Annotated in this window: 20 protein-coding genes and 3 pseudogenes; 13 read left to right on the forward strand and 10 right to left on the reverse strand. The window is 67.0% G+C overall.

The window, feature by feature from the left end:
• Window positions 1-2: 2 nt before the first annotated feature.
• Genes N0A20_RS16700 through N0A20_RS16720 form a run of 5 tightly spaced genes read right to left on the reverse strand, consistent with a single transcriptional unit; the run spans window position 3 to window position 1,632 of the window.
• Window positions 3-320, reverse strand: coding sequence for a TMEM165/GDT1 family protein (locus N0A20_RS16700; RefSeq protein ID WP_260581456.1), 318 nt, complete (start codon window positions 318-320; stop codon window positions 3-5).
• Window positions 313-564 (reverse strand): hypothetical protein, encoded by a 252-nt coding sequence (locus N0A20_RS16705; RefSeq protein WP_260581458.1) that lies wholly within the window; start codon window positions 562-564, stop codon window positions 313-315. The genes N0A20_RS16700 and N0A20_RS16705 overlap by 8 nt, the downstream gene beginning before the upstream one ends.
• Window positions 565-602: 38 nt before the next feature.
• Window positions 603-932: a hypothetical protein gene (locus N0A20_RS16710; RefSeq protein ID WP_260581460.1), complete on the reverse strand. Its 330-nt coding sequence runs from the start codon at window positions 930-932 to the stop codon at window positions 603-605.
• A 54-nt stretch (window positions 933-986) separates the two neighbouring features.
• Complete coding sequence (locus N0A20_RS16715; protein ID WP_260581461.1) at window positions 987-1,151, reverse strand: hypothetical protein; 165 nt, start codon at window positions 1,149-1,151, stop codon at window positions 987-989.
• Entirely contained in the window at window positions 1,129-1,632 is a 504-nt protein-coding gene (locus N0A20_RS16720) for a GGDEF domain-containing protein (protein ID WP_260581462.1), read from the reverse strand. The genes N0A20_RS16715 and N0A20_RS16720 overlap by 23 nt, the downstream gene beginning before the upstream one ends.
• A 183-nt stretch (window positions 1,633-1,815) precedes the next feature.
• Between N0A20_RS16720 and purE the strand changes: the two genes are divergently transcribed.
• The 10 genes and pseudogenes from purE to N0A20_RS16770 all read left to right on the forward strand — a co-directional run bounded on the left by purE (window position 1,816) and on the right by N0A20_RS16770 (window position 11,833).
• The gene (purE, locus tag N0A20_RS16725; protein ID WP_260581463.1) at window positions 1,816-2,313 is read left to right on the forward strand and encodes a 5-(carboxyamino)imidazole ribonucleotide mutase; all 498 of its coding nucleotides are present in this window, start codon (window positions 1,816-1,818) and stop codon (window positions 2,311-2,313) included.
• 58 nt (window positions 2,314-2,371) lie between these two features.
• Window positions 2,372-3,395 (forward strand): annotated as a pseudogene (locus N0A20_RS16730) (5-(carboxyamino)imidazole ribonucleotide synthase).
• Complete coding sequence (locus tag N0A20_RS16735) at window positions 3,392-3,883, forward strand: dihydrofolate reductase (protein ID WP_260581465.1); 492 nt, start codon at window positions 3,392-3,394, stop codon at window positions 3,881-3,883. Before N0A20_RS16730 ends, N0A20_RS16735 begins: the two are co-directional and overlap by 4 nt.
• Window positions 3,883-5,079 carry a dipeptidase gene (locus tag N0A20_RS16740; RefSeq protein ID WP_260581467.1) on the forward strand — a complete coding sequence of 399 codons (1,197 nt, stop codon included), beginning with the start codon at window positions 3,883-3,885 and terminating at the stop codon, window positions 5,077-5,079. Before N0A20_RS16735 ends, N0A20_RS16740 begins: the two co-directional genes overlap by 1 nt.
• 157 nt (window positions 5,080-5,236) lie before the next feature.
• Window positions 5,237-6,166 (forward strand): bifunctional riboflavin kinase/FAD synthetase, encoded by a 930-nt coding sequence (locus N0A20_RS16745; RefSeq protein ID WP_260581469.1) that lies wholly within the window; start codon window positions 5,237-5,239, stop codon window positions 6,164-6,166.
• A 47-nt stretch (window positions 6,167-6,213) separates the two neighbouring features.
• The gene (locus N0A20_RS16750) at window positions 6,214-7,263 is read left to right on the forward strand and encodes a glycerophosphodiester phosphodiesterase family protein (RefSeq protein WP_260581470.1); all 1,050 of its coding nucleotides are present in this window, start codon (window positions 6,214-6,216) and stop codon (window positions 7,261-7,263) included.
• An 86-nt stretch (window positions 7,264-7,349) separates the two neighbouring features.
• On the forward strand, window positions 7,350-7,640 hold the full coding sequence (locus tag N0A20_RS16755; protein WP_260581472.1) for a GIY-YIG nuclease family protein: 291 nt from the start codon (window positions 7,350-7,352) through the stop codon (window positions 7,638-7,640).
• Between the two features lie 148 nt (window positions 7,641-7,788).
• Window positions 7,789-10,859: pseudogene (gene ileS / locus N0A20_RS16760) on the forward strand (isoleucine--tRNA ligase).
• The gene (gene lspA, locus N0A20_RS16765) at window positions 10,856-11,389 is read left to right on the forward strand and encodes a signal peptidase II (RefSeq protein WP_260581474.1); all 534 of its coding nucleotides are present in this window, start codon (window positions 10,856-10,858) and stop codon (window positions 11,387-11,389) included. Before ileS ends, lspA begins: the two are co-directional and overlap by 4 nt.
• Window positions 11,390-11,413: 24 nt before the next feature.
• Window positions 11,414-11,833 (forward strand): DUF3035 domain-containing protein, encoded by a 420-nt coding sequence (locus N0A20_RS16770; protein WP_260581477.1) that lies wholly within the window; start codon window positions 11,414-11,416, stop codon window positions 11,831-11,833.
• A 90-nt stretch (window positions 11,834-11,923) separates the two neighbouring features.
• On the opposite strand, the gene N0A20_RS16775 is transcribed toward N0A20_RS16770, so the two are convergent.
• The 4 genes and pseudogenes from N0A20_RS16775 to N0A20_RS16790 all read right to left on the reverse strand — a co-directional run bounded on the left by N0A20_RS16775 (window position 11,924) and on the right by N0A20_RS16790 (window position 15,168).
• Window positions 11,924-12,592 carry a hypothetical protein gene (locus tag N0A20_RS16775; RefSeq protein ID WP_260581478.1) on the reverse strand — a complete coding sequence of 223 codons (669 nt, stop codon included), beginning with the start codon at window positions 12,590-12,592 and terminating at the stop codon, window positions 11,924-11,926.
• Between the two features lie 25 nt (window positions 12,593-12,617).
• Window positions 12,618-12,755 carry a hypothetical protein gene (locus N0A20_RS16780; protein WP_260581479.1) on the reverse strand — a complete coding sequence of 46 codons (138 nt, stop codon included), beginning with the start codon at window positions 12,753-12,755 and terminating at the stop codon, window positions 12,618-12,620.
• Between the two features lie 134 nt (window positions 12,756-12,889).
• A pseudogene (gene dxs / locus N0A20_RS16785) lies at window positions 12,890-14,819 on the reverse strand (1-deoxy-D-xylulose-5-phosphate synthase).
• 112 nt (window positions 14,820-14,931) lie between these two features.
• Window positions 14,932-15,168: a hypothetical protein gene (locus N0A20_RS16790; protein ID WP_260581481.1), complete on the reverse strand. Its 237-nt coding sequence runs from the start codon at window positions 15,166-15,168 to the stop codon at window positions 14,932-14,934.
• Window positions 15,169-15,324: 156 nt separating this feature from the next.
• On the opposite strand from N0A20_RS16790, the gene N0A20_RS16795 reads away from it, so the two are divergent.
• From N0A20_RS16795 to N0A20_RS16805, 3 genes are read left to right on the forward strand one after another with little or no spacing between them, the layout of a single operon-like run.
• Window positions 15,325-15,873, forward strand: a complete 549-nt coding sequence (locus N0A20_RS16795) for a MipA/OmpV family protein (RefSeq protein ID WP_260581483.1) — start codon at window positions 15,325-15,327, stop codon at window positions 15,871-15,873.
• 46 nt (window positions 15,874-15,919) lie between these two features.
• On the forward strand, window positions 15,920-16,333 hold the full coding sequence (locus tag N0A20_RS16800) for a MipA/OmpV family protein (protein WP_409574801.1): 414 nt from the start codon (window positions 15,920-15,922) through the stop codon (window positions 16,331-16,333).
• A gap of 59 nt (window positions 16,334-16,392) precedes the next feature.
• Window positions 16,393-16,824 carry a DUF3592 domain-containing protein gene (locus N0A20_RS16805; protein WP_260581485.1) on the forward strand — a complete coding sequence of 144 codons (432 nt, stop codon included), beginning with the start codon at window positions 16,393-16,395 and terminating at the stop codon, window positions 16,822-16,824.
• A 308-nt stretch (window positions 16,825-17,132) separates the two neighbouring features.
• Here the strand turns inward: N0A20_RS16805 and N0A20_RS16810 are convergent, their stop codons facing one another.
• The gene (locus N0A20_RS16810) at window positions 17,133-17,990 is read right to left on the reverse strand and encodes a LysR substrate-binding domain-containing protein (protein WP_260581487.1); all 858 of its coding nucleotides are present in this window, start codon (window positions 17,988-17,990) and stop codon (window positions 17,133-17,135) included.
• Window positions 17,991-18,102 lie beyond the last annotated feature (112 nt).

Consider the following 18,102-nt stretch of genomic DNA (forward strand, 5'->3'; position numbering starts at 1 on the left):
AGCTATTGACCGAGCATACCGAAGGCCGCGAGGCCGCTACGCAGGCCCCAGATTGCGAGAATCACGACGCCGAGCCAGCGCGCGATCCTCGCCGCCAGCCGCCCGGCGAGATCGGGGCCAAAGGCGAGGAAGGGCAGCATCGCGAGTATCCATCCGGCCAGCCCCCCCGCCGCCGCCCAATGCCCCGCGCCGCTCGTCGCGGCGAGCGCGCCGATCAGGAAATGGCTGCGGTCGCCGAACTGGCCCAGCAGCATTCGCGCGCCAAGCAGGGGCAGGGGCGCCGCGAGCGGGCGTTCACCGGTCGACGCCGGCCTAGCCATGCCACGCGAGTGCCGCCGCCGCCGACAGCATGGCGAGAGCGACGAGCAACAGGACGACACCCTGTCCGATCATCCGGTTGGCGATCGAACCGGCGGTCGCGGCAATCACGGCGTTGATCACGAAAGCACCGACCGCGAGGCCGAAGGTGGCACGCCGGTCGTCGCGCGCCGCGAGGAGCCGCGACAGCAGGATGCCCGTCCGCCCATCGGCATTGGCCAGCGCCACCGCGACGAGCGCGAGCATGATGGCATCCATCGGAGATCAATCCTGTAATTCGGGGATCAATGCCCGAGGCGCATCGCGACCGACGCCAGCCAGGCCTCCTGCACCGCCGGCGCCATGGGCCCGCGCGGTGCGCTCGCGGCGTCGCTCATCGCGTCGAGGTAGGTCAGGATGGCGGCGCGATGCCCGCCCGCGGCGACGGCCGATTCCAGCTGGCTCGCCAGCGTCTCGACCGCCGCGAAACCATTGTCGCGCGCGAGGCAGCGGATGTCGTCGATCCCTTGGACGATCCGCGTCAGCGCGCAATGCGGCAGCGCTTCGGCGAGCGCCCCGATCTGCCCGGTAATGCGGCTCTGGATATCCTGGCTCGGGTCGTAATGATGCAGCATCGAACACCCCCACTATTCCGGGTTGGACGATGCGCTCATTTGGTTAACAGCAGGTTAGCGATGGCCGGTCGGGCGATCCTGTCCCTGCTTGTGGCGGTACATGTCGCGGTCGGCGGCGGCGAGGATGTCCGATTCGGTCATGCCGGGCTGGAGCATGGCGATTCCGAAACAGGCCGACAGGGTGATTTCGCGCCCGTCATAGATCGCCGAGCGCGACACTCAGCACCTCGCACAGTCGCTCGACCTGCGTGCGTGCGCCGGCCTCGGTCGACTGGTCGAGGATCAGCCCGAATTCGTCGCCGCCGATGCGCGCCGCAACATCGGTCGAGCGGATCGAGGCGAGCAGCCGCTCGGCGATCTGGATCAGCGCGAAGTCGCCCGCGGCATGGCCATAGCTGTCGTTGATATATTTGAGCTGGTTGACGTCGGCGAACACCACCGCGGCGCTTTCGGCGTGGCGCTCGAAGCGCGCGATGCGCTGGTGGATCGCGGTCAGGAAATAGCGGCGGTTGAACAGCGGGGTCAGCGTGTCGCGCTCCGACACGCGTTCGAGCTCGGCGACCGCGATCTTGAGGATGCGGTTTTCGCGGCGCAACGCGTCACGCTCGCGGCGCAGCGCGCGCAATTGGTCTTCGATGGAGTCGACGGGTACGGCGGTCAGATGATCGACCGCGATCCGTGCCCCCCCTATGCTGTCCATCCCGTGTCCCCGAAGCGAGCCCGCGCCGCCGGCCCCGCGCCGACGGTCTTTGATGGCGCATGACCCTAGGGGCGACTTGATACCAATCGGTAAACGCTGGGCGATTTGATGACATTGCCCGCATCATTGCGACCCGCTAGGGGAGGGGCTGGCGATGACTCGCCGCGGCAGGGAGACAGCGGGATGGGCGACAACGCGCCGCAGGTGGGCGTGATCATGGGCAGCCAGTCGGACTGGCCGACCATGGCGCATGCCGTCCATATCCTCGAGGAATTCGGCATCGGACACGAAGTGCAGATCGTCTCGGCGCACCGCACCCCCGACCGGCTCGTTTCCTACGCCAAATCCGCCGCGGATCGCGGGCTGAAGGCGATCATCGCCGGCGCCGGCGGCGCCGCCCACCTGCCCGGCATGGTCGCGTCGATGACGCGGGTGCCGGTGCTCGGCGTTCCGGTGCAGTCGGCGGCCCTGAGCGGCGTCGACAGCCTCTATTCGATCGTCCAGATGCCCGGCGGCATTCCCGTCGCGACCTTCGCGATCGGCAAGGCGGGGGCGACCAACGCCGCCCTGTTCGCCGTCGCGCTGCTCGCCAACGAGGATGCCGACCTCGCCGAAAGGCTCGACGCCTGGCGCGCCGCGCAGTCGGAAAGCGTCGCCCCTACCCCCGTCCGCGAGGGCTGACGCCTTGCTGCCACCGGGCTCAACGATCGGCATATTGGGCGGCGGCCAGCTCGGCCGCATGCTGGGCCTCGCCGCCGCGCAGCTCGGCTTCAAGGTGCATATTTATGCCCCCGAGGCCGAAAGCGTCGCCGCCGAGGTCACCACGCACCACAGCCAGGCCGCGTGGGACGACGAACCGCGCCTCGCCGCCTTTGCCGCCGCCTGCGACATCGTCACCTTCGAATTCGAGAATGTCCCCATCGACACGGTGCGCTTCCTGTCGGGTCATGTCGCGGTGCGTCCCGGCGCCGCGGGGCTGGAGATCGCGCAGGACCGGCTCGCCGAAAAGAATTTCGTCGCCGGCCTCGGCGGCCGCCCCGCGCCCTTCGCCGCGGTGCCCGACCGCGCCGCGCTCGACGCCGCGCTGGGGGAGGTCGGCGCCCCGTCGATCCTCAAGACCGTGCGCATGGGCTATGACGGCAAGGGCCAGGCGCGCCTCGCCGCGGCGCAGGACGCTGACGCCGCCTGGGATGCCATCGGCCGCCACGCCGCGGTGCTTGAAGGCTTCGTGGCCTTCGCGCACGAATTTTCGGTGATCCTCGTGCGCGGCATCGACGGCGAGGTGCGTTACTGGGATCTCGACCGTCAACGTCCATGAATCGGGCATCCTCGCGACCGCCAGCCTGCCGCCGCCGCCGATCGTGCTCGACCAGCAGGACGAAGCGCACGCGATGATGGCGCGGATCGCCGACGCGCTCGACTATGTCGGCGTGCTCACCGGCGAATTTTTCGCGACCGACGCCGGGCCGGTGTTCAACGAGATGGCGCCGCGCGTCCACAACAGCGGCCATTGGACGATCGAGGGCGCGGTGACGAGCCAGTTCGAGAATCACATCCGCGCCATCGCCGGCCTGCCGCTCGGCAGCACCGCGACGCGCGCGCTGCCGGTCGTGATGCGCAACCTGATCGGCGCCGGCATCGCGCGGATTCCGGCGCTGCTCGCCGACGAGAACTGCCACGTCCATCACTACAGCAAGACCGAGGTACGCGAGGGCCGCAAGCTCGGCCATGCGACATGGGTCGGGGCGGAACCGGCGGCATGAACCACCCCGAAATCACCCTGATCATCGCGCGCGCGGCGAACGGCGTCATCGGCGCCAACGGCCGGATGCCCTGGCACCTGCCCGCCGACCTTCGCCGCTTCAAGCAGCTCACCATGGGCCGCCCCATGATCATGGGGCGCAAGACCTTCGACAGCCTGCCCGCGATTCTCGAAGGGCGCCGCCACATCGTGCTGACGCGCGACCGCGCGTGGCAGGAGGACGGCGCCGAACCCGCGGCCTCGGTCGAGCAGGCGCTGCGCCTCGCCAATGCGCCGCAGGTGATGGTGATCGGCGGCGCCGAAATCTATGCCATGTTCCTCGGCCAGGCTGACCGCATCGAGCTGACCGAGGTCGCGCTCGAACCCGCGGGCGATACGGCGATTCCCTATCCCGACCCCGCCGACTGGCAGGAAGCGGCGCGCGAGGACCATGCCGCCGCCGACGGCCGTCCCGCCTACAGCTTCGTCACCTTCACGCGGAGAAAATGATGCGCCGCTGGCTACTCGGCCTATTGCTCGTCGTCGCGCTCGCCGCGCTCGCCTTTTTCACGCTCGCGCCGGGGATGATCGAGCGCGGGCTCAACAAGATCGACGGCAAGCCGCTGGCCGAGGTCAGCGAACGCGCGAAAAAGCTTCACGAAACGCTGACCATCGTCGACCTGCACAGCGACAGCCTGCTGTGGAGCCGCGATTTCCTGAAGCGCGCCGACCGCGGCCATATGGACCTGCCGCGCCTGCAGGACGGCCATGTCGCGCTGCAGGTCCTCGCCAGCACGACCCAGTCGCCCAAGGGCCAGAATTACGACGCCAACGGCGCCGATTCCGACAATATCACCGGCCTCGTCATCGCGCAGCTTCAGCCGGTGCGGACCTGGAACTCCCTGCTCGAACGCTCACTGTGGCACGCGGCCAAGCTGCACCGCGACGCCGAAAAATCGCACGGCACGCTGCGCGCGGTCGCCAGCCCCGAGGACATAACCGCCCTGCTCGCCGCGCGGCGCGGCAAGCCGCTCGCCACCGGCGCGATGCTCAGCATCGAGGGGCTGCACATCCTCGAAGGCGATATCGCCAATCTCGACAGGCTCTACGCCGCGGGTTTCCGCATGGCGGGGCTCACCCATTTCTTCGACAACGACCTCGCCGGGTCGATGCACGGGCTGAAGAAGGGCGGGCTCACCCCGCTGGGGCGGCAGGTCGTCACCCGCATGGAAACCAAGGGGATGATCGTCGACGTCGCGCATTGCAGCCGCGCCTGCGTCGCCGACATCCTCAAACTCGCGCGCCGCCCGGTCGTGTCGAGCCATGGCGGGGTGCAGGCGACGTGCAAGGTCAACCGCAACCTCGACGACGAGCAGATCAGGGGCGTCGCCGCGACCGGCGGGCTGATCGGCATCGGCTATTGGGACGCCGCCGTCTGCGACACCTCGCCCGCGAGCATCGTCAAGGCGATGAAGCATGTCCGCGACCTCGTCGGCATCCAGCATGTCGCGCTCGGCAGCGACTATGACGGCGCCACCACCGTGCGTTTTGACACGTCGCAGCTCGTCCAGATCACCCAGGCGCTGATCGACGCAGGCTTCACCGACGACGAGATTCGCGCCGTGATGGGCGGCAATGCGATCCGCGTGCTGGGCGCGGGGCTGGTCCCGCTGACCCCGCCGCTCGAACCGGCGGCAGGCAATTGAGCCGCGCCCCTTTCCCGATTCCCCGAGCGAAGCCGGAGGGCCCCTTCGAGCGGAGCGAGAAGCCGCACCGTCGCGGCCTCGGCTTCGCTCGGCCAAGCCCTGCGGCTTCGCTCGGGGAATCGGATTGGAACCGCATCGCAGTGGAGCCGGAGCATCCATGATCCGCCTCGACGGCCACCAGCGCATCGAAGACCCCCTGCGCGGCGGGGTGATCGCGCTCGGCAATTTCGACGGCTTCCACGGCGGCCATCAGGCCGTCGTCGGCCGCGCGGTCCACCATGCGAAGGACGAGGGGATTCCCGCCATCGTCGCGACCTTCGATCCGCATCCGGTGCGCTTCTTCAAGCCCGACGCCGCGCCCTTCCGCCTGACGACGCTCGACCAGCGGCAGGAGCTGTTCGCCGCGGCGGGCGCCGACGCGATGCTCGTCCTGCCCTTCGACGCCGCGCTCGCGAGCACCACGGCGGAGGATTTCATCACCGGCCTGCTGCTCGACCGCTACGGCGCCGCCGGCATCGTCACCGGCGCCGATTTCGTCTTCGGCAAGGGCCGCGGCGGCAATGTCGTCACCCTCGCCGACCATGCCCGCCGCCTCGGCTTCTTCACCGAAATGGTCGCGCCCGTCGACGACGCCGACGAGGTGATCTCGTCGAGCCGCATCCGCGAGGCGCTGCAGGCGGGCGACTGCGCGACGGCGGCGCGGCTGCTCACCCGCCCCTTCACGGTGCGCGGGACCGTCCAGCATGGCGACAAGAACGGCCGCCTGCTCGGTTTCCCGACCGCGAACATCGACATGGGCCATTATCTCCGCCCGCGTTACGGCATCTACGCCGTCACCGGCCGCCTGCCGGACGGGCGCGTGCTGAAGGGCGCGGCGAACCTCGGTATCCGCCCGAGCTTCGATCCGCCCAGGGAGTTGCTCGAACCGCATTTCTTCGATTTCGCCGAGGACCTCTATGGACAGGAAATCGACGTCGCCTTTCACGCGTTCATCCGGCCCGAGGCGAAGTTCGATGGCATGGACGCGCTGATGGTGCAGATCGCGGCGGACTGCGACGAGGCAAAAGGATTGCTGGAAGATATCTGATTTCCTTTCCCGCAAGGGAGAGGGAGTTGGAATATTCGGGGGGACATATGACAGACGCTACCGACGATTGGGCCGAAGCGCTCGAAGGGCCGAAAAAGAAGCCGATGAAGCGCGGCACCAAGATCTTTCTCTGGGTCTTCGCCGCCTTCGTCGCCTGGGCGACGCTCAGCAACGCGAGCTGGCTCGCCCCCGACCCGGTGGGCAAGCCGAAGCTGATCGCGCACCGCGGCGTCCATCACCTCTACGACAAGCGCGCCGCCGCCGGCCGCGACACCTGCACCGCGCAGCATATCTATCCGCCGGCGCACGAGATTTTCGAGAATACGCCCGAATCGATGCGCCTCGCGGTGGGCTACGGCGCCGCGATGGTCGAAGTCGACGTCGCCCCGACGAAGGACGGCAGGATGGTGCTGTTCCACGACTGGACCGTCGACTGCCGCACCGACGGCAAGGGCGAGACGCGCGACCTCACGCTGACCGAGCTGCAGGCGCTCGACATCGGTTATGGCTATACCGCCGACGGCGGCAAGAGTTTCCCGCTGCGCGGCAAGGGCGTGGGCAAGATGCCGACGGTCGAACAGGGTCTCGCCGCGCTCCCGGTCCACCCGATCCTCTTCAACTTCAAGTCGAAGGACGCGACCGAGGCCGACCAGCTCTTCGCCATCCTGCAAGCCTCGGGCCGCGACAGCGCTAAGATCGGCGATGCTTTCTACGGCGCCGAGGCCCCGGTGAAGCGGATGCGCGAACTGCTGCCCGAAAACTGGTCCTTCGACCTCAAGACCGAGGGCATGGCCTGCACCAAGGATTATGTGATGTACGGCTGGACCGGCATCATACCGGCAAGCTGCCGGAACGGCGTGATCGGCATCCCGGTCAATTACCAATGGGCCTTCTGGGGCTGGCCCGACCGGCTGATCGCGCGGATGGACAGCGTCGGCGCAAAAGTGGTCGTCTTCGGCCCCTACGAAAGCGGCAAATCGAACGAGGGCATCTCGACCCCGCAGCAGATCACCAAAATCCCCGCGAGCTTCAACGGCTATATCTGGGTCGAGAATATCGCCGAGGTCGGCCCGGCACTGAGGCCGCGGCAGAAATAAGCGACTCCGGCCTTCGCCGGGAAAGGCACCAGACCGGACCAAACTGTTCCCCGGCGAAAGCCGGGGTCCAGTAGCAACGGAGCGTCATGAAGCAAGGCTGGGTCTATATCGTCACCAACAAGCGGAATGGCACGCTCTACATCGGCGTGACCAGCGACCTGCCGCAGCGCATCTGGCAGCATCGGGAAGCCTTGGTCGAGGGTTTCACCAAGAAATATGGACTCAAAACCTTGGTCTGGTTCCAGCATTTCGACGACCTTCAGGATGCCCGCCGCCGCGAGGCGCAGATGAAGGAGTGGAAACGGGCATGGAAGATCGAACTGATCGAGGCGATGAATCCTGAATGGCGCGATCTTTACTCCAAGCTGCTGCGCTAACCGTCTGGACCCCGGCTTTTGCCGGGGAACAGCATGCGTCGTTCCCCGGCGAAAGCCGGGGTCCATTATGGCAGCGATCAACCCGAACGCGGAGCATCCAAACCAAAAGTTGATAATCAACCGCCGGATACGCTAAGCGCCGCGCACCATGATCGACAGCACGCCCACCGCAGAACAGCGCGATTACCGCGACACCGTCTTCCTGCCCCGGACCGACTTTCCGATGAAGGCCGGCCTGCCGCAGAAGGAGCCGCTGATTCTCGCCAAATGGCTCGAGGGCGATCTCGAAGGGCAGATTCGCGCCGCGCGCGCCGGCCGCGACCAGTTCATCCTCCACGACGGCCCGCCCTATGCCAATGGCGACATGCACATCGGCCACGCGCTCAACCATATCCTGAAGGACATGGTCGTCCGCACCCAGACGCTGAAGGGCAGGGACGCACCCTATGTCCCCGGCTGGGACTGCCACGGCCTGCCGATCGAGTGGAAGGTCGAGGAGCAGTATCGCAAGAAAAAGCTCAACAAGGACGAGGTTCCGGTCGAGGAATTCCGCGCCGAATGCCGCGCCTATGCGCAGCATTGGGTCGACACCCAGCGCGAGCAGTTGAAGCGCCTCGGCATCGGCGGCGATTGGGACCATCCCTACCTCACGATGGATTATGAGGCCGAGGCGACGATCGTCCGCGAACTGCTCAAGTTCGCCGCCAACGACATGCTCTATCGCGGCGCCAAGCCGGTGATGTGGTCGCCGGTCGAAAAGACCGCGCTCGCCGAGGCCGAGATCGAATATGAGGACATCGTCTCGACCCAGGTCGACGTGGCGTTCGAGATCACGGAAAGCCCGATCGCGGAGTTGGTCGGCGCGTATGCGGTCATCTGGACGACGACGCCGTGGACGATCCCGGTCAACCAGGCTTTGGCCTATGGGCCGGAGGTTAAGTACTGCCTCTACGAAATTACAGCCCACGTCGATGCGCCTCACCTGAGTGGGAAACGAGTTCTAATCGCGAAAGACCTCTTCCCGACATTCCGTGAGCGCGTTGAGCGCCACGTCCGTGAGCTCCCGTCTGCGAATGATTGGCCGAGTAGCCATCCCATCGTTGAGTTCGATGACTTCCTATTTGAAAAAACTGTCCTCGATGGCGGATATTGCAACGTGCGTGGCTCCGACCTCGCCGGCACCATCGCCCGCCACCCGATGCATGCGCTCGGCGGCTTCTTCGCGCGCCCGCGCCCCTTCCTTGCGGGCGATTTCGTCACCACCGACAGCGGCACCGGCCTCGTCCATATGGCACCCGACCATGGCGAGGATGATTTCGACCTGTGCAAGGCGAACGGCATCGACCCCGTGTTCGCGGTCGAGGGCGACGGCAAATATCGCGACGACTGGGGCTGGCTCGGCGGTCAGGGCAGCGTCATCAACCCCAAGTTCAACGCCCCCGACGGCCCGATCTGCACCGACCTGCGCGACAGCCGGCGCGCTGCTCGCCGCCAGCGCCGACTACCAGCACAGCTATCCGCACAGCTGGCGCTCGAAGGCCAAGGTCATCTTCCGCTGCACCCCGCAATGGTTCGTGCCGATGGACAAGGTGATGACGCATATCGAGCCCAAGACCCCGCGCGAAAAGCGCTGGGAGAATGAGGGCGGCGCGCTCAACCCGCACGAGGAGGATTTGTGCGACGCGCCGACGCTGCGGCAGGCGGCGATGCGTGCGATCGACGAAACCCGCTTCGTGCCCGCCAAGGGCCGCAACCGCATCGGGTCGATGGTCGAGGGCCGTCCCGACTGGGTGCTCAGCCGCCAGCGCGCGTGGGGCGTGCCGATCACGCTGTTCGTGGACCGCAAGACCGGGCAGTATCTGAACGACCCGATCGTCAACGACCGCATCGTCGCGGCGGTGAAGCTATCGGGCGTCGACGCGTGGAGCGACGCGCGCGCGCAGGAGTATCTCGGCAACGGCTACAAGGCCGAAGATTATGAGCGGGTGACCGACATTCTCGACGTCTGGTTCGATTCGGGCTGCACCCACGCCTTCGTGCTCGAAAGCGGCAAATGGCCCGCGCTCGTCCGCCACGACGGCGGCACGCACAGCGCCGACCTCTATCTGGAGGGCAGCGACCAGCATCGCGGCTGGTTCCAGTCGAGCCTGCTCGAGAGCTGCGGCACGCGCGGGCAGGCGCCCTACAAGGCTGTCCTCACGCATGGCTTCACGATGGACAGCAAGGGCCTCAAACAGTCGAAGTCGAAAGGCAACACGACCGATCCGGTCAAGGTAATGGAAACCAACGGCGCCGATATCATCCGCCTGTGGGCGCTGAGCGTCGATTTCACCGAGGATCACCGCATCGGCGACGAAATCCTGACCGGGGTCGCCGACCAATATCGCAAGCTGCGCAATACGTTCCGCTACCTGCTCGGCGCGCTCGACGGGTTCAGCGAAGAGGAGCGCGTCACCGACGTTTCGGCGATGCCCGAACTCGAACGCTATATGCTGAACCTGCTCGCCGATCTCGACGCGAAGCTGGCGGCAGCGGTCGATGATTTCGACTTCAACAGCTACACGCGGCTGCTCGCCGATTTCTGCAACGAGGATCTGTCAGCCTTCTATTTCGACATCCGCAAGGACGTCCTCTACTGCGACCTAGGCCCCGCCGCCCCGCTCGGCACCGACACCCGCCGCGCGTACCGCAGCGTGCTCGACGTGCTGTTTCACGCGCTCGTGCGTTACGCCGCCCCGGTGCTGGTGTTCACCAGCGAGGAGGTGTGGGGCACGCGCTATCCCGATGCGGGCAGCGTGCACCTGCTGGAGTGGCCGAATTTCGATCAACTCCTGTGTCCCCGCGAAGGCGGGGACCCATCATCTGCTTAGCTCCGTCTCGCACCATCCGGAGATGGGTTCCCGCCTTCGCGGGAACACACAGTTGACGGAAAAGTGGGCGCAAATCCGCGAAACCCGCGCGCTCGTCACCGAACGGATCGAACCGCTGCGCCGCGAAAAGGTGGTCCGTTCCAGCCTCGAAGCGGAGGTTTGGCTCCCCGACGAAGCGGGCGACGTCGATTTCGAAGAGATTTTCATCACTTCGACCGTCCATCGGGGCGACTGGGATGTGAAGCGCACCGAAAACCATAAGTGCGGCCGCTGCTGGCGCCATCTGCCCGAAGTGGTCGAGGACGGCGCCTTGTGCAATCGCTGCGACACGCTATTGGACGCGGGATGACCGGCACCCGTTCCCCGCATCTGAAGTTCGGCCTGATCTTCGCGGCTTTCGCCTTCCTGCTCGACCAGTTCACCAAGTGGGTGATCATCACCCCGCTGTCGCTCGAAATGAAGCGCGTCGTCGATATCCTGCCCTTCTTCCGCCTGAGCTGGGCCAAAAATTGCGGCATTTCGCTGTCGATGTTCGCCAGCTGCACCGACACGACGCGCTGGACGCTCGTCGCCGTCACCGGCCTCGTCGCGACCGCCGTCGCGGTGTGGATGACGCGCGAAAAGGCGCGCGGCGACGTCATCGCGCTCGCGATGATCCTCGGCGGCGCGCTCGGCAATATCGTCGATCGCGTGCGCTATGGCTATGTCGTCGATTTCGCCGACCTGCATTTCGGCGAATTTCGCCCCTTCATGATCTTCAACGTCGCCGACGCCTGCATCACCATCGGGGTGCTTTTGCTGGTTGCGCGCGCGCTGCTCTTGGGCGAAAAGGCCCCGAAGGCGGGCGAGCCTGTCAGCAAGGGGCCCGCCGCCGAGTAAACGGGGCGTATTGGGAGTATTACAGTGAACCGGACCACCGCCATATTCTGCGCCGCCCTGGCCGCATCGACGCTGGCCGCCTGCGGGTCGAACAATCTGTTCAGCCGCGACCGGCCCGACGAAATGCGCGTGTCGCGCCAGGCGCCGCTGATCGTGCCGCCCGACTATTCGCTGACCCCGCCCGCCCCCGGCGCCGCGCGCCCCGGCGGCGAGACGACCGCCGAACAGACGCTGCGCGCGCTCTTCGGCGGCCCCGCGCCGCGCAGCGCGACCGAGACGCAGATCATCGGCAGCGCCGACGCGAACCGCGCCGACCCCGGTATCCGCAGCCAGGTCGGCAGCCCCACCACCGAAGTCGTCGACAAGGGCCTCGTGACCCGCGACATCATCTTCGCCCCCGAAGGCGACGGCCGCGACGCGTCGGCGGCGATTCCGGGAGCGTAAGCTCGCGCAGAAATTGCAGAGAGTAATTTGGGCGGCTCCGGCCGCCCTTTTTCATTCTGCGCGCATCCCGAATCGGGCCGGCCTTTCGGGTCACCCGAACAGCAACGACACCGCGACGAACAGCGCCAGCGCCTCGGCCATCGCACGCGAGGCGTGGGCGGCCGCGCGCCAGCGGCCCGAGCGCAGATGCTGCGCGAACCACAATATCTGCAGGCTGCCGAACCACAGCAGCGCGACGATCAGCAGCGCGAAACCCGCCAGCACCGCCTCCACCGCGCTCATCCGCATCAGGATCGACGCACCGGTGACCAGCATCGCAAAGGGCGCGGTCGCATAGCATTGGCTGTAGAAGGGCGCCTTCAGCGTGTCGCGGTCGAGCCTGACGCCCCGCGCCCGCACCAGCCGCGCCGCCATCACCAGCGGAAAGATGCTGAAAAAGGCGACGCGCAGCAGGATCAGGCTCGAATCGTCGCTGATCAGCCCGCTGAGCCCGGTCTTCTCGATGACCGTCGCACTCTCGCCCACCGTCGACAATTCGATCCCGTGGCTGATCACGAGCGTCAACATCAGGAACAAGGGCGGCGACAGCGTGTCGGTATATTGATGGTCGGCGGCATCGCCGAGCTCGGCCTCCGAATAATCCATCATCTTCAAGGGCCGCGTCAGCGTCCGCCACAGCGTGACCGGATAGAAGATCAGCCACGACATGATCTCGTACAGCAGTTCGTCGAGCGACTGGATGAGTTTCAGGAAATCCAAAGGCTTCGTTCCCCCGATGCCAGCCTCAACGATCGCGCGATACTAACCCCATTTCGAGCCAGCGCGCAAAGTTTCGCACCGTCCCGGCCCGGTCCTTCGGCCAATCGGGCCAGTTTTCCCATTCCCTTCCATGGATTTCGGCGAAATCGGGCAGCCACAGCATGGCCGACTTCATCCGCGTCGATGGGCAGGTCGTTGAAGAGATGGTCCTCGGGGTGAGGCGCGAGTTTCGGCGCCAGATAGGCGATCCTCCTATCCCAGAGGAATTCGGCGGTTTCGGGTCGCACATCGGCGCCTTCAAGCCCGCGCGCCCGCCTCCTCGACGCCCGCGCTGTTGTGGCGCAGTGCCTTCAGCACCGTGTCGACGATCTGCGGCGCGTTGAGGCCGGCGGCGTCATATTGGAGCTCGGGCTTGTCCTGGTCCTGGAACAGGTCGGGCAACCGCATCGTGCGCAGCTTCAGCCCCGCGTCGATCAGCCCCGCGTCGCTCGCCAGCGTCAGCACATGCGCGCCGAGCCCGCCGATGCTCCCCTCCTCGATCGTCACGCACACCTCGTGGGCGGCGAGCGTCCGGCGGACCAGTTCCTCGTCGAGCGGCTTGGCGAAGCGCAGGTCGATCACGCTCGTCGACAGCCCGCGCGCCTCCAGCGTGTCCGCCGCCTTCAGCGCCTCGGCGAGCCTTGTCCCGAGCGACAGGATCGCGACCGTCTTGCCTTGCCGCACGACGCGGCCCTTGCCAATCTCCAGCTTCTGCGGAACCTCGGGCAGCGGCACGCCCGTCCCGTTGCCGCGCGGATAGCGGAAGGCGATCGGCCCATCGTCATATTCGGCGGCCGTATAGGTCATATGCACGAGCTCGGCCTCGTCGGCCGCCGCCATCACCACCATGTTCGGCAGCGTCGCGAGATAAGTGACGTCGAACGATCCCGCATGCGTCGACCCGTCGGCGCCGACCAGCCCCGCGCGGTCGATCGCGAAGCGCACCGGCAGGTTCTGAATCGCGACGTCATGCACCACCTGGTCATAGGCGCGCTGCAGGAAGGTCGAATAGATGGCGGCAAAGGGCCGCATCCCCTGCGCCGCGAGCCCCGCCGCGAAGGTCACCGCATGCTGCTCGGCGATGCCGACGTCGAACGTCCGGTCGGGATGCGCCTTCGCGAATTTGTCGACCCCGGTCCCCGAGGGCATCGCCGCGGTAATCGCGACGATACGCTTGTCGGTTTCGGCGAGCTTCGCCAGCGTCTCGCCGAACACATTCTGGTACGCCGGCGGGCCCGGCGGCGCCTTTGCCTGCACGCCGGTGATGACGTCGAATTTCTGGACGCCATGATATTTGTCGGCGGCGGCTTCCGCGCAGCGCATAGCCTTTGCCCTTCACGGTGACGGCATGGATCAGCACCGGGCCATGGTCGCTGTCGCGGACATTCTCCAGCACCGGGATCAGATGGTCGAGGTTATGCCCGTCGATCGGCCCGACATAGTAGAAGCCCAGTTCCTCGAACAGCGTGCCGCCCATTGCCATGCCGCGCGCGAACTCGTCGGTCTTCTTCGCCGCCTTGTGCAGCGGCTCGGGCAATTTGCGCGCGAAGCGCCGCGCGATCTCGCGCAGCTCGAGGAAGGGCCGCGACGACACCAGCTTGGCGAGATAGGCCGACAGCCCGCCCACCGGCGGCGCGATCGACATGTCGTTGTCGTTGAGGATGACGATCAGCCGGTTGCCCGCCGCCGCGGCATTGTTCATCGCCTCATAGGCCATGCCCGCCGACATCGACCCGTCGCCGATCACCGCGATCGCGCGGCCGGGCTCGTCCTTCAGCTTGTTGGCGATCGCGAAGCCCAGCGCCGCGCTGATCGAGGTCGAGCTGTGCGCCGCGCCGAACGGATCATATTCGCTCTCGCTGCGCTTGGTGAAGCCCGAAAGGCCGCCGCCTTGGCGCAGCGTGCGGATGCGGTCGCGGCGCCCGGTGATGATCTTGTGCGGATAGCATTGGTGGCCGACGTCCCACACGATCTTGTCGCGCGGCGTGTCGAACACATAGTGGAGCGCGGTGGTCAGCTCGACCACGCCCAGCCCCGAACCCAGATGCCCGCCCGTGGTGCCGACGGCGCTGATCATCTCGGCGCGCAGTTCGTCGGCGAACTGGCGGAGCTGGTCGGGCTGCAATTTGCGGAGGTCGGCGGGGACATCCACCGTGTCGAGCAGCGGTGTGGACGGACGATCGGTCATGCCCGCGTCATAAAGCTAACCGCCGATAGTGTCGAACGAAAAGGCGGGCAGGCGGCGGCGCGGACGCCGGTTCGGGGATGAAGGACGGAGGTTTCCGGATGCCTCCCGTCCGCTATCCGCCGTCCCCCGCATCGTCCCCGCGCCGCTTCGCCGCATCGACCTGCGCATAGATGCCGCGTACCATCAGGTCGGTGAACACCAGCATCACGCCGACCATGCCGAGCAACAGGGCGACCGCGACGGCGGGCAGCGGACCGACCTCGGTCACCCGGCCCTCGCGCATCGCCACCGCGAGCAGGGCGGCGCCCGCCATGAAGCCATAGCCGGCAAAGCGCGGCAGGCGTGTCATGCCCGCGCGCCGCCGCGGGGGCCGGGGGTGGGGAAAGCCGTCATCGCCCCAGCATGGAAACTAAATCCCGTCGCGGCAAGTCTCTGTCTTTCCAACATCCCCGGCTTCACTTACACCCCTGTCACGAGGGGCAAGACCAACAGGAACCGACGCCACATGCCGATGCCCGCCTTCTTCTCCCGCCTCGCTCTCGCCGCGCTGCTGCTGGGCGCCGCCGCGCCCGCCCAGGCGATCGACGCTCCGCTCGGTTACGATCTGGCCGCCCTCGGCGGCGCCGAACTCACCCCCGGCCGCCCCGCGCCGCTCGCGCTGGCATCCGCCGCCTATGGGCAGGACCGCGAGATCGACGAGGCGATCGTGCTGCCGACCGCTTCGCCCGAAGGCGACGACGACGACCGCAAATGGGCGCGCGACTATATCTCGATCGCCGCCGGGGTGATCACCGCGCCGAGCTACAACGGCTCGGACGACCGCGTGATCCTGCCCGGCTTCTATCTGCGCGGCCGGCTCGGCGGCTTCGCCTTCTCGACCCGCGGGACCAACCTCCAGGTCGACCTGATCCGTCAGAAACGCGGGCAGAAGACCGATCTCAAATTCGGCCCGATCATCAATCTGCGCAGCGACCGCACCGGCCGGATCAAGGACCCGCAGGTCGAGGCGCTCGGCGAAAAGAAGATGGCGGTCGAACTGGGCATATCGGCCTAGCGTCACCCACACCGGCATCGTCACCAGCGGATACGACCAGGTCGGCCTGCGCGTCGTCGGCCTCTATGACATTTCGGGCAAGCACGACAGTTGGGTGGTTTCGCCGACGATCGACTATGGCACCCCCCTGTCGAAGCGCGCCTTCATCGGCCTGTCGGCGTCGGTGAACGTCTATGGCAAGGGCTTCGGCCGCTATTATTTCGACGTCGACCCGGTCGGCAGCGCCGCGAGCGGGCTTCCCGTCTATACCGGCGCCGGGCGCAAGGTCACCGCGGGCAAATATACGATCGGCGTGGCCGGGGCCTATGGCCTGTCGGGCGACCTCAGGAAAGGCTTCGTGCTGATCGGCGGCGCCCAATATGGCCGGATGCTCGGCCGCTATGCCGATTCGCCGATCGTCGGGGACGCGGGCAGCGCCGACCAGTGGCTCGGCGGGATCGGGCTCGCCTATCAGTTCTGACGGATTTTCGGACGGGGCAGGGTCGGCTCCGCACGCCTTTTTAAACGGGGGGATGTGCGATGGAAGACGACTGGATCACGCGGGCGATACCCTGGTTCTTCGCCGGCATGGGAACCTTGTTCGCGGTCGTCGGCCTGTGGATGGCCAAGAGCGAGATGCGCGGCCGCCGCTGGCACGAGGTCGAAGGACGCGTCATCGGCCACAACAGCAAGTGGAGCACCGACAGCGACGGCGACCGCACGCTGATGCACACCGCGGTGATCGAATATCGCCTGCCCGGCCTCGGCCCGAAACAGATAACCGACAGCCTGTCGACCAACCACCCGAAACCCGTCGGCAGCGCCGCGCGCGTGCGCTACAACCCCGATAATCCCCATGACGTCATGGTGTGGGCGCCGATGCGGCAAGGCTGTTTCATCGGGCTGTTCATCGGCATGGGGCTGATATTCGCCGCGATCGGCGGCGTGTGGATCGCGCTTTCGGGAGCGTGAGCGGTTCCGGGCGGTAGCGCAGTGCGCGAGCCGAGAACATGGCGCCGCGACGCGGACGCCGTGAAATTATTTCGCGCAAAGACACAAAGACACGAAGATGTCGCGCTTGCCGCGAAGCGGCTCGGTTCTTTCATATTGTGCCGGACGCAACGATGCCGAGAAGGCGGCCTGGCGGCCGCAAACCGGCCTCTTCGTGCCTTTGTGTCTTTGTGCGAAACAAAAAATCCCGACCCACCTGCTCCAAGACGAAATTCGATCCGCGAGCCGCTTTCCCGGCTACGCCAGCCCCGCCATGCGCAGCCGCGCCTTCATCGCCTCGACGAACAGCCGCACCGACGGCAGCGCGGCGCGCGACGGTTCGAACAGCAGGTGCACCGGCAGCGCCGCGGCTGCTCGGCGGCGAGCAGCGCGATCAGCCGCCCGGCATCCACCGCGTCCATCACCTGATAGCTCAGCAGATTGGCGATCCCGACCCCCGCCTCGGCCGCCGCCATCGCCGCGTCGACCGTGTTGACGACCAGCCGCGGCCGCGCCTCGAGCCGCAGCCTGCGTCCCGCGAACTGCCATTCGCTGCCCGCGCGCGGCCCGTCCATCGCGATCAGCGCATGGCCGGACAGGTCGGCGGCCGCCACCGGTGCCCCGTGCCGCGCCAGATAGGCGGGGCTCGCCACCAGCATCTGCCGCACCGCGCCGATGCGCACCGCCTTCAGCGCCGAATCGGCGAGCGGCCCGATGCGGAGCGCAACGTCGATCCCTTCCTCGACGATGCGCACATTGCGGTCGATCAGCATCATCCGCGCGGTCAGCGCGCGATGCTCGGCGAGCAGCGCGCTCACGACCGGCAGCACATGCAGCCGTCCGAACATCACGGGCGCGGTGAGGTAGAGCTGGCCGCGCGGTTCGGCCGCTACGCCGCGCAGCGCGCGTTCGGCGCCCGCGAGATCGGCGAGGATGCGCCGCGCCTCGCCCAGAAAGGCCGCGCCCGCATCGGTCAGCACCACCGCGCGCGTCGAGCGGTGGAACAGGCCGGTCCCCAGCCGCGCCTCGAGCGCCGCGATCCCGCGCGTCACCGCCGGCGGCGAGCTGCCGAGCTTGCGCGCCGCCGCCGCGAACCCCCCTTCGCCCGCTACGGCGACGAACATTTCCAGCGTCAGCAAACGGTCCATGATTATTCCATATTTCGGAATGAAGTCGTACGAACTTCGCCGATTATCGCGCTCCGGGCAATGATCTAAATCGCTCCGGCGAACGAAGGCATCCCCCTCCCGGCCTTCGTTC

The organism is Sphingopyxis sp. PET50 (assembly GCF_025244705.1).
Classification (GTDB): Bacteria; Pseudomonadota; Alphaproteobacteria; order Sphingomonadales; family Sphingomonadaceae; genus Sphingopyxis.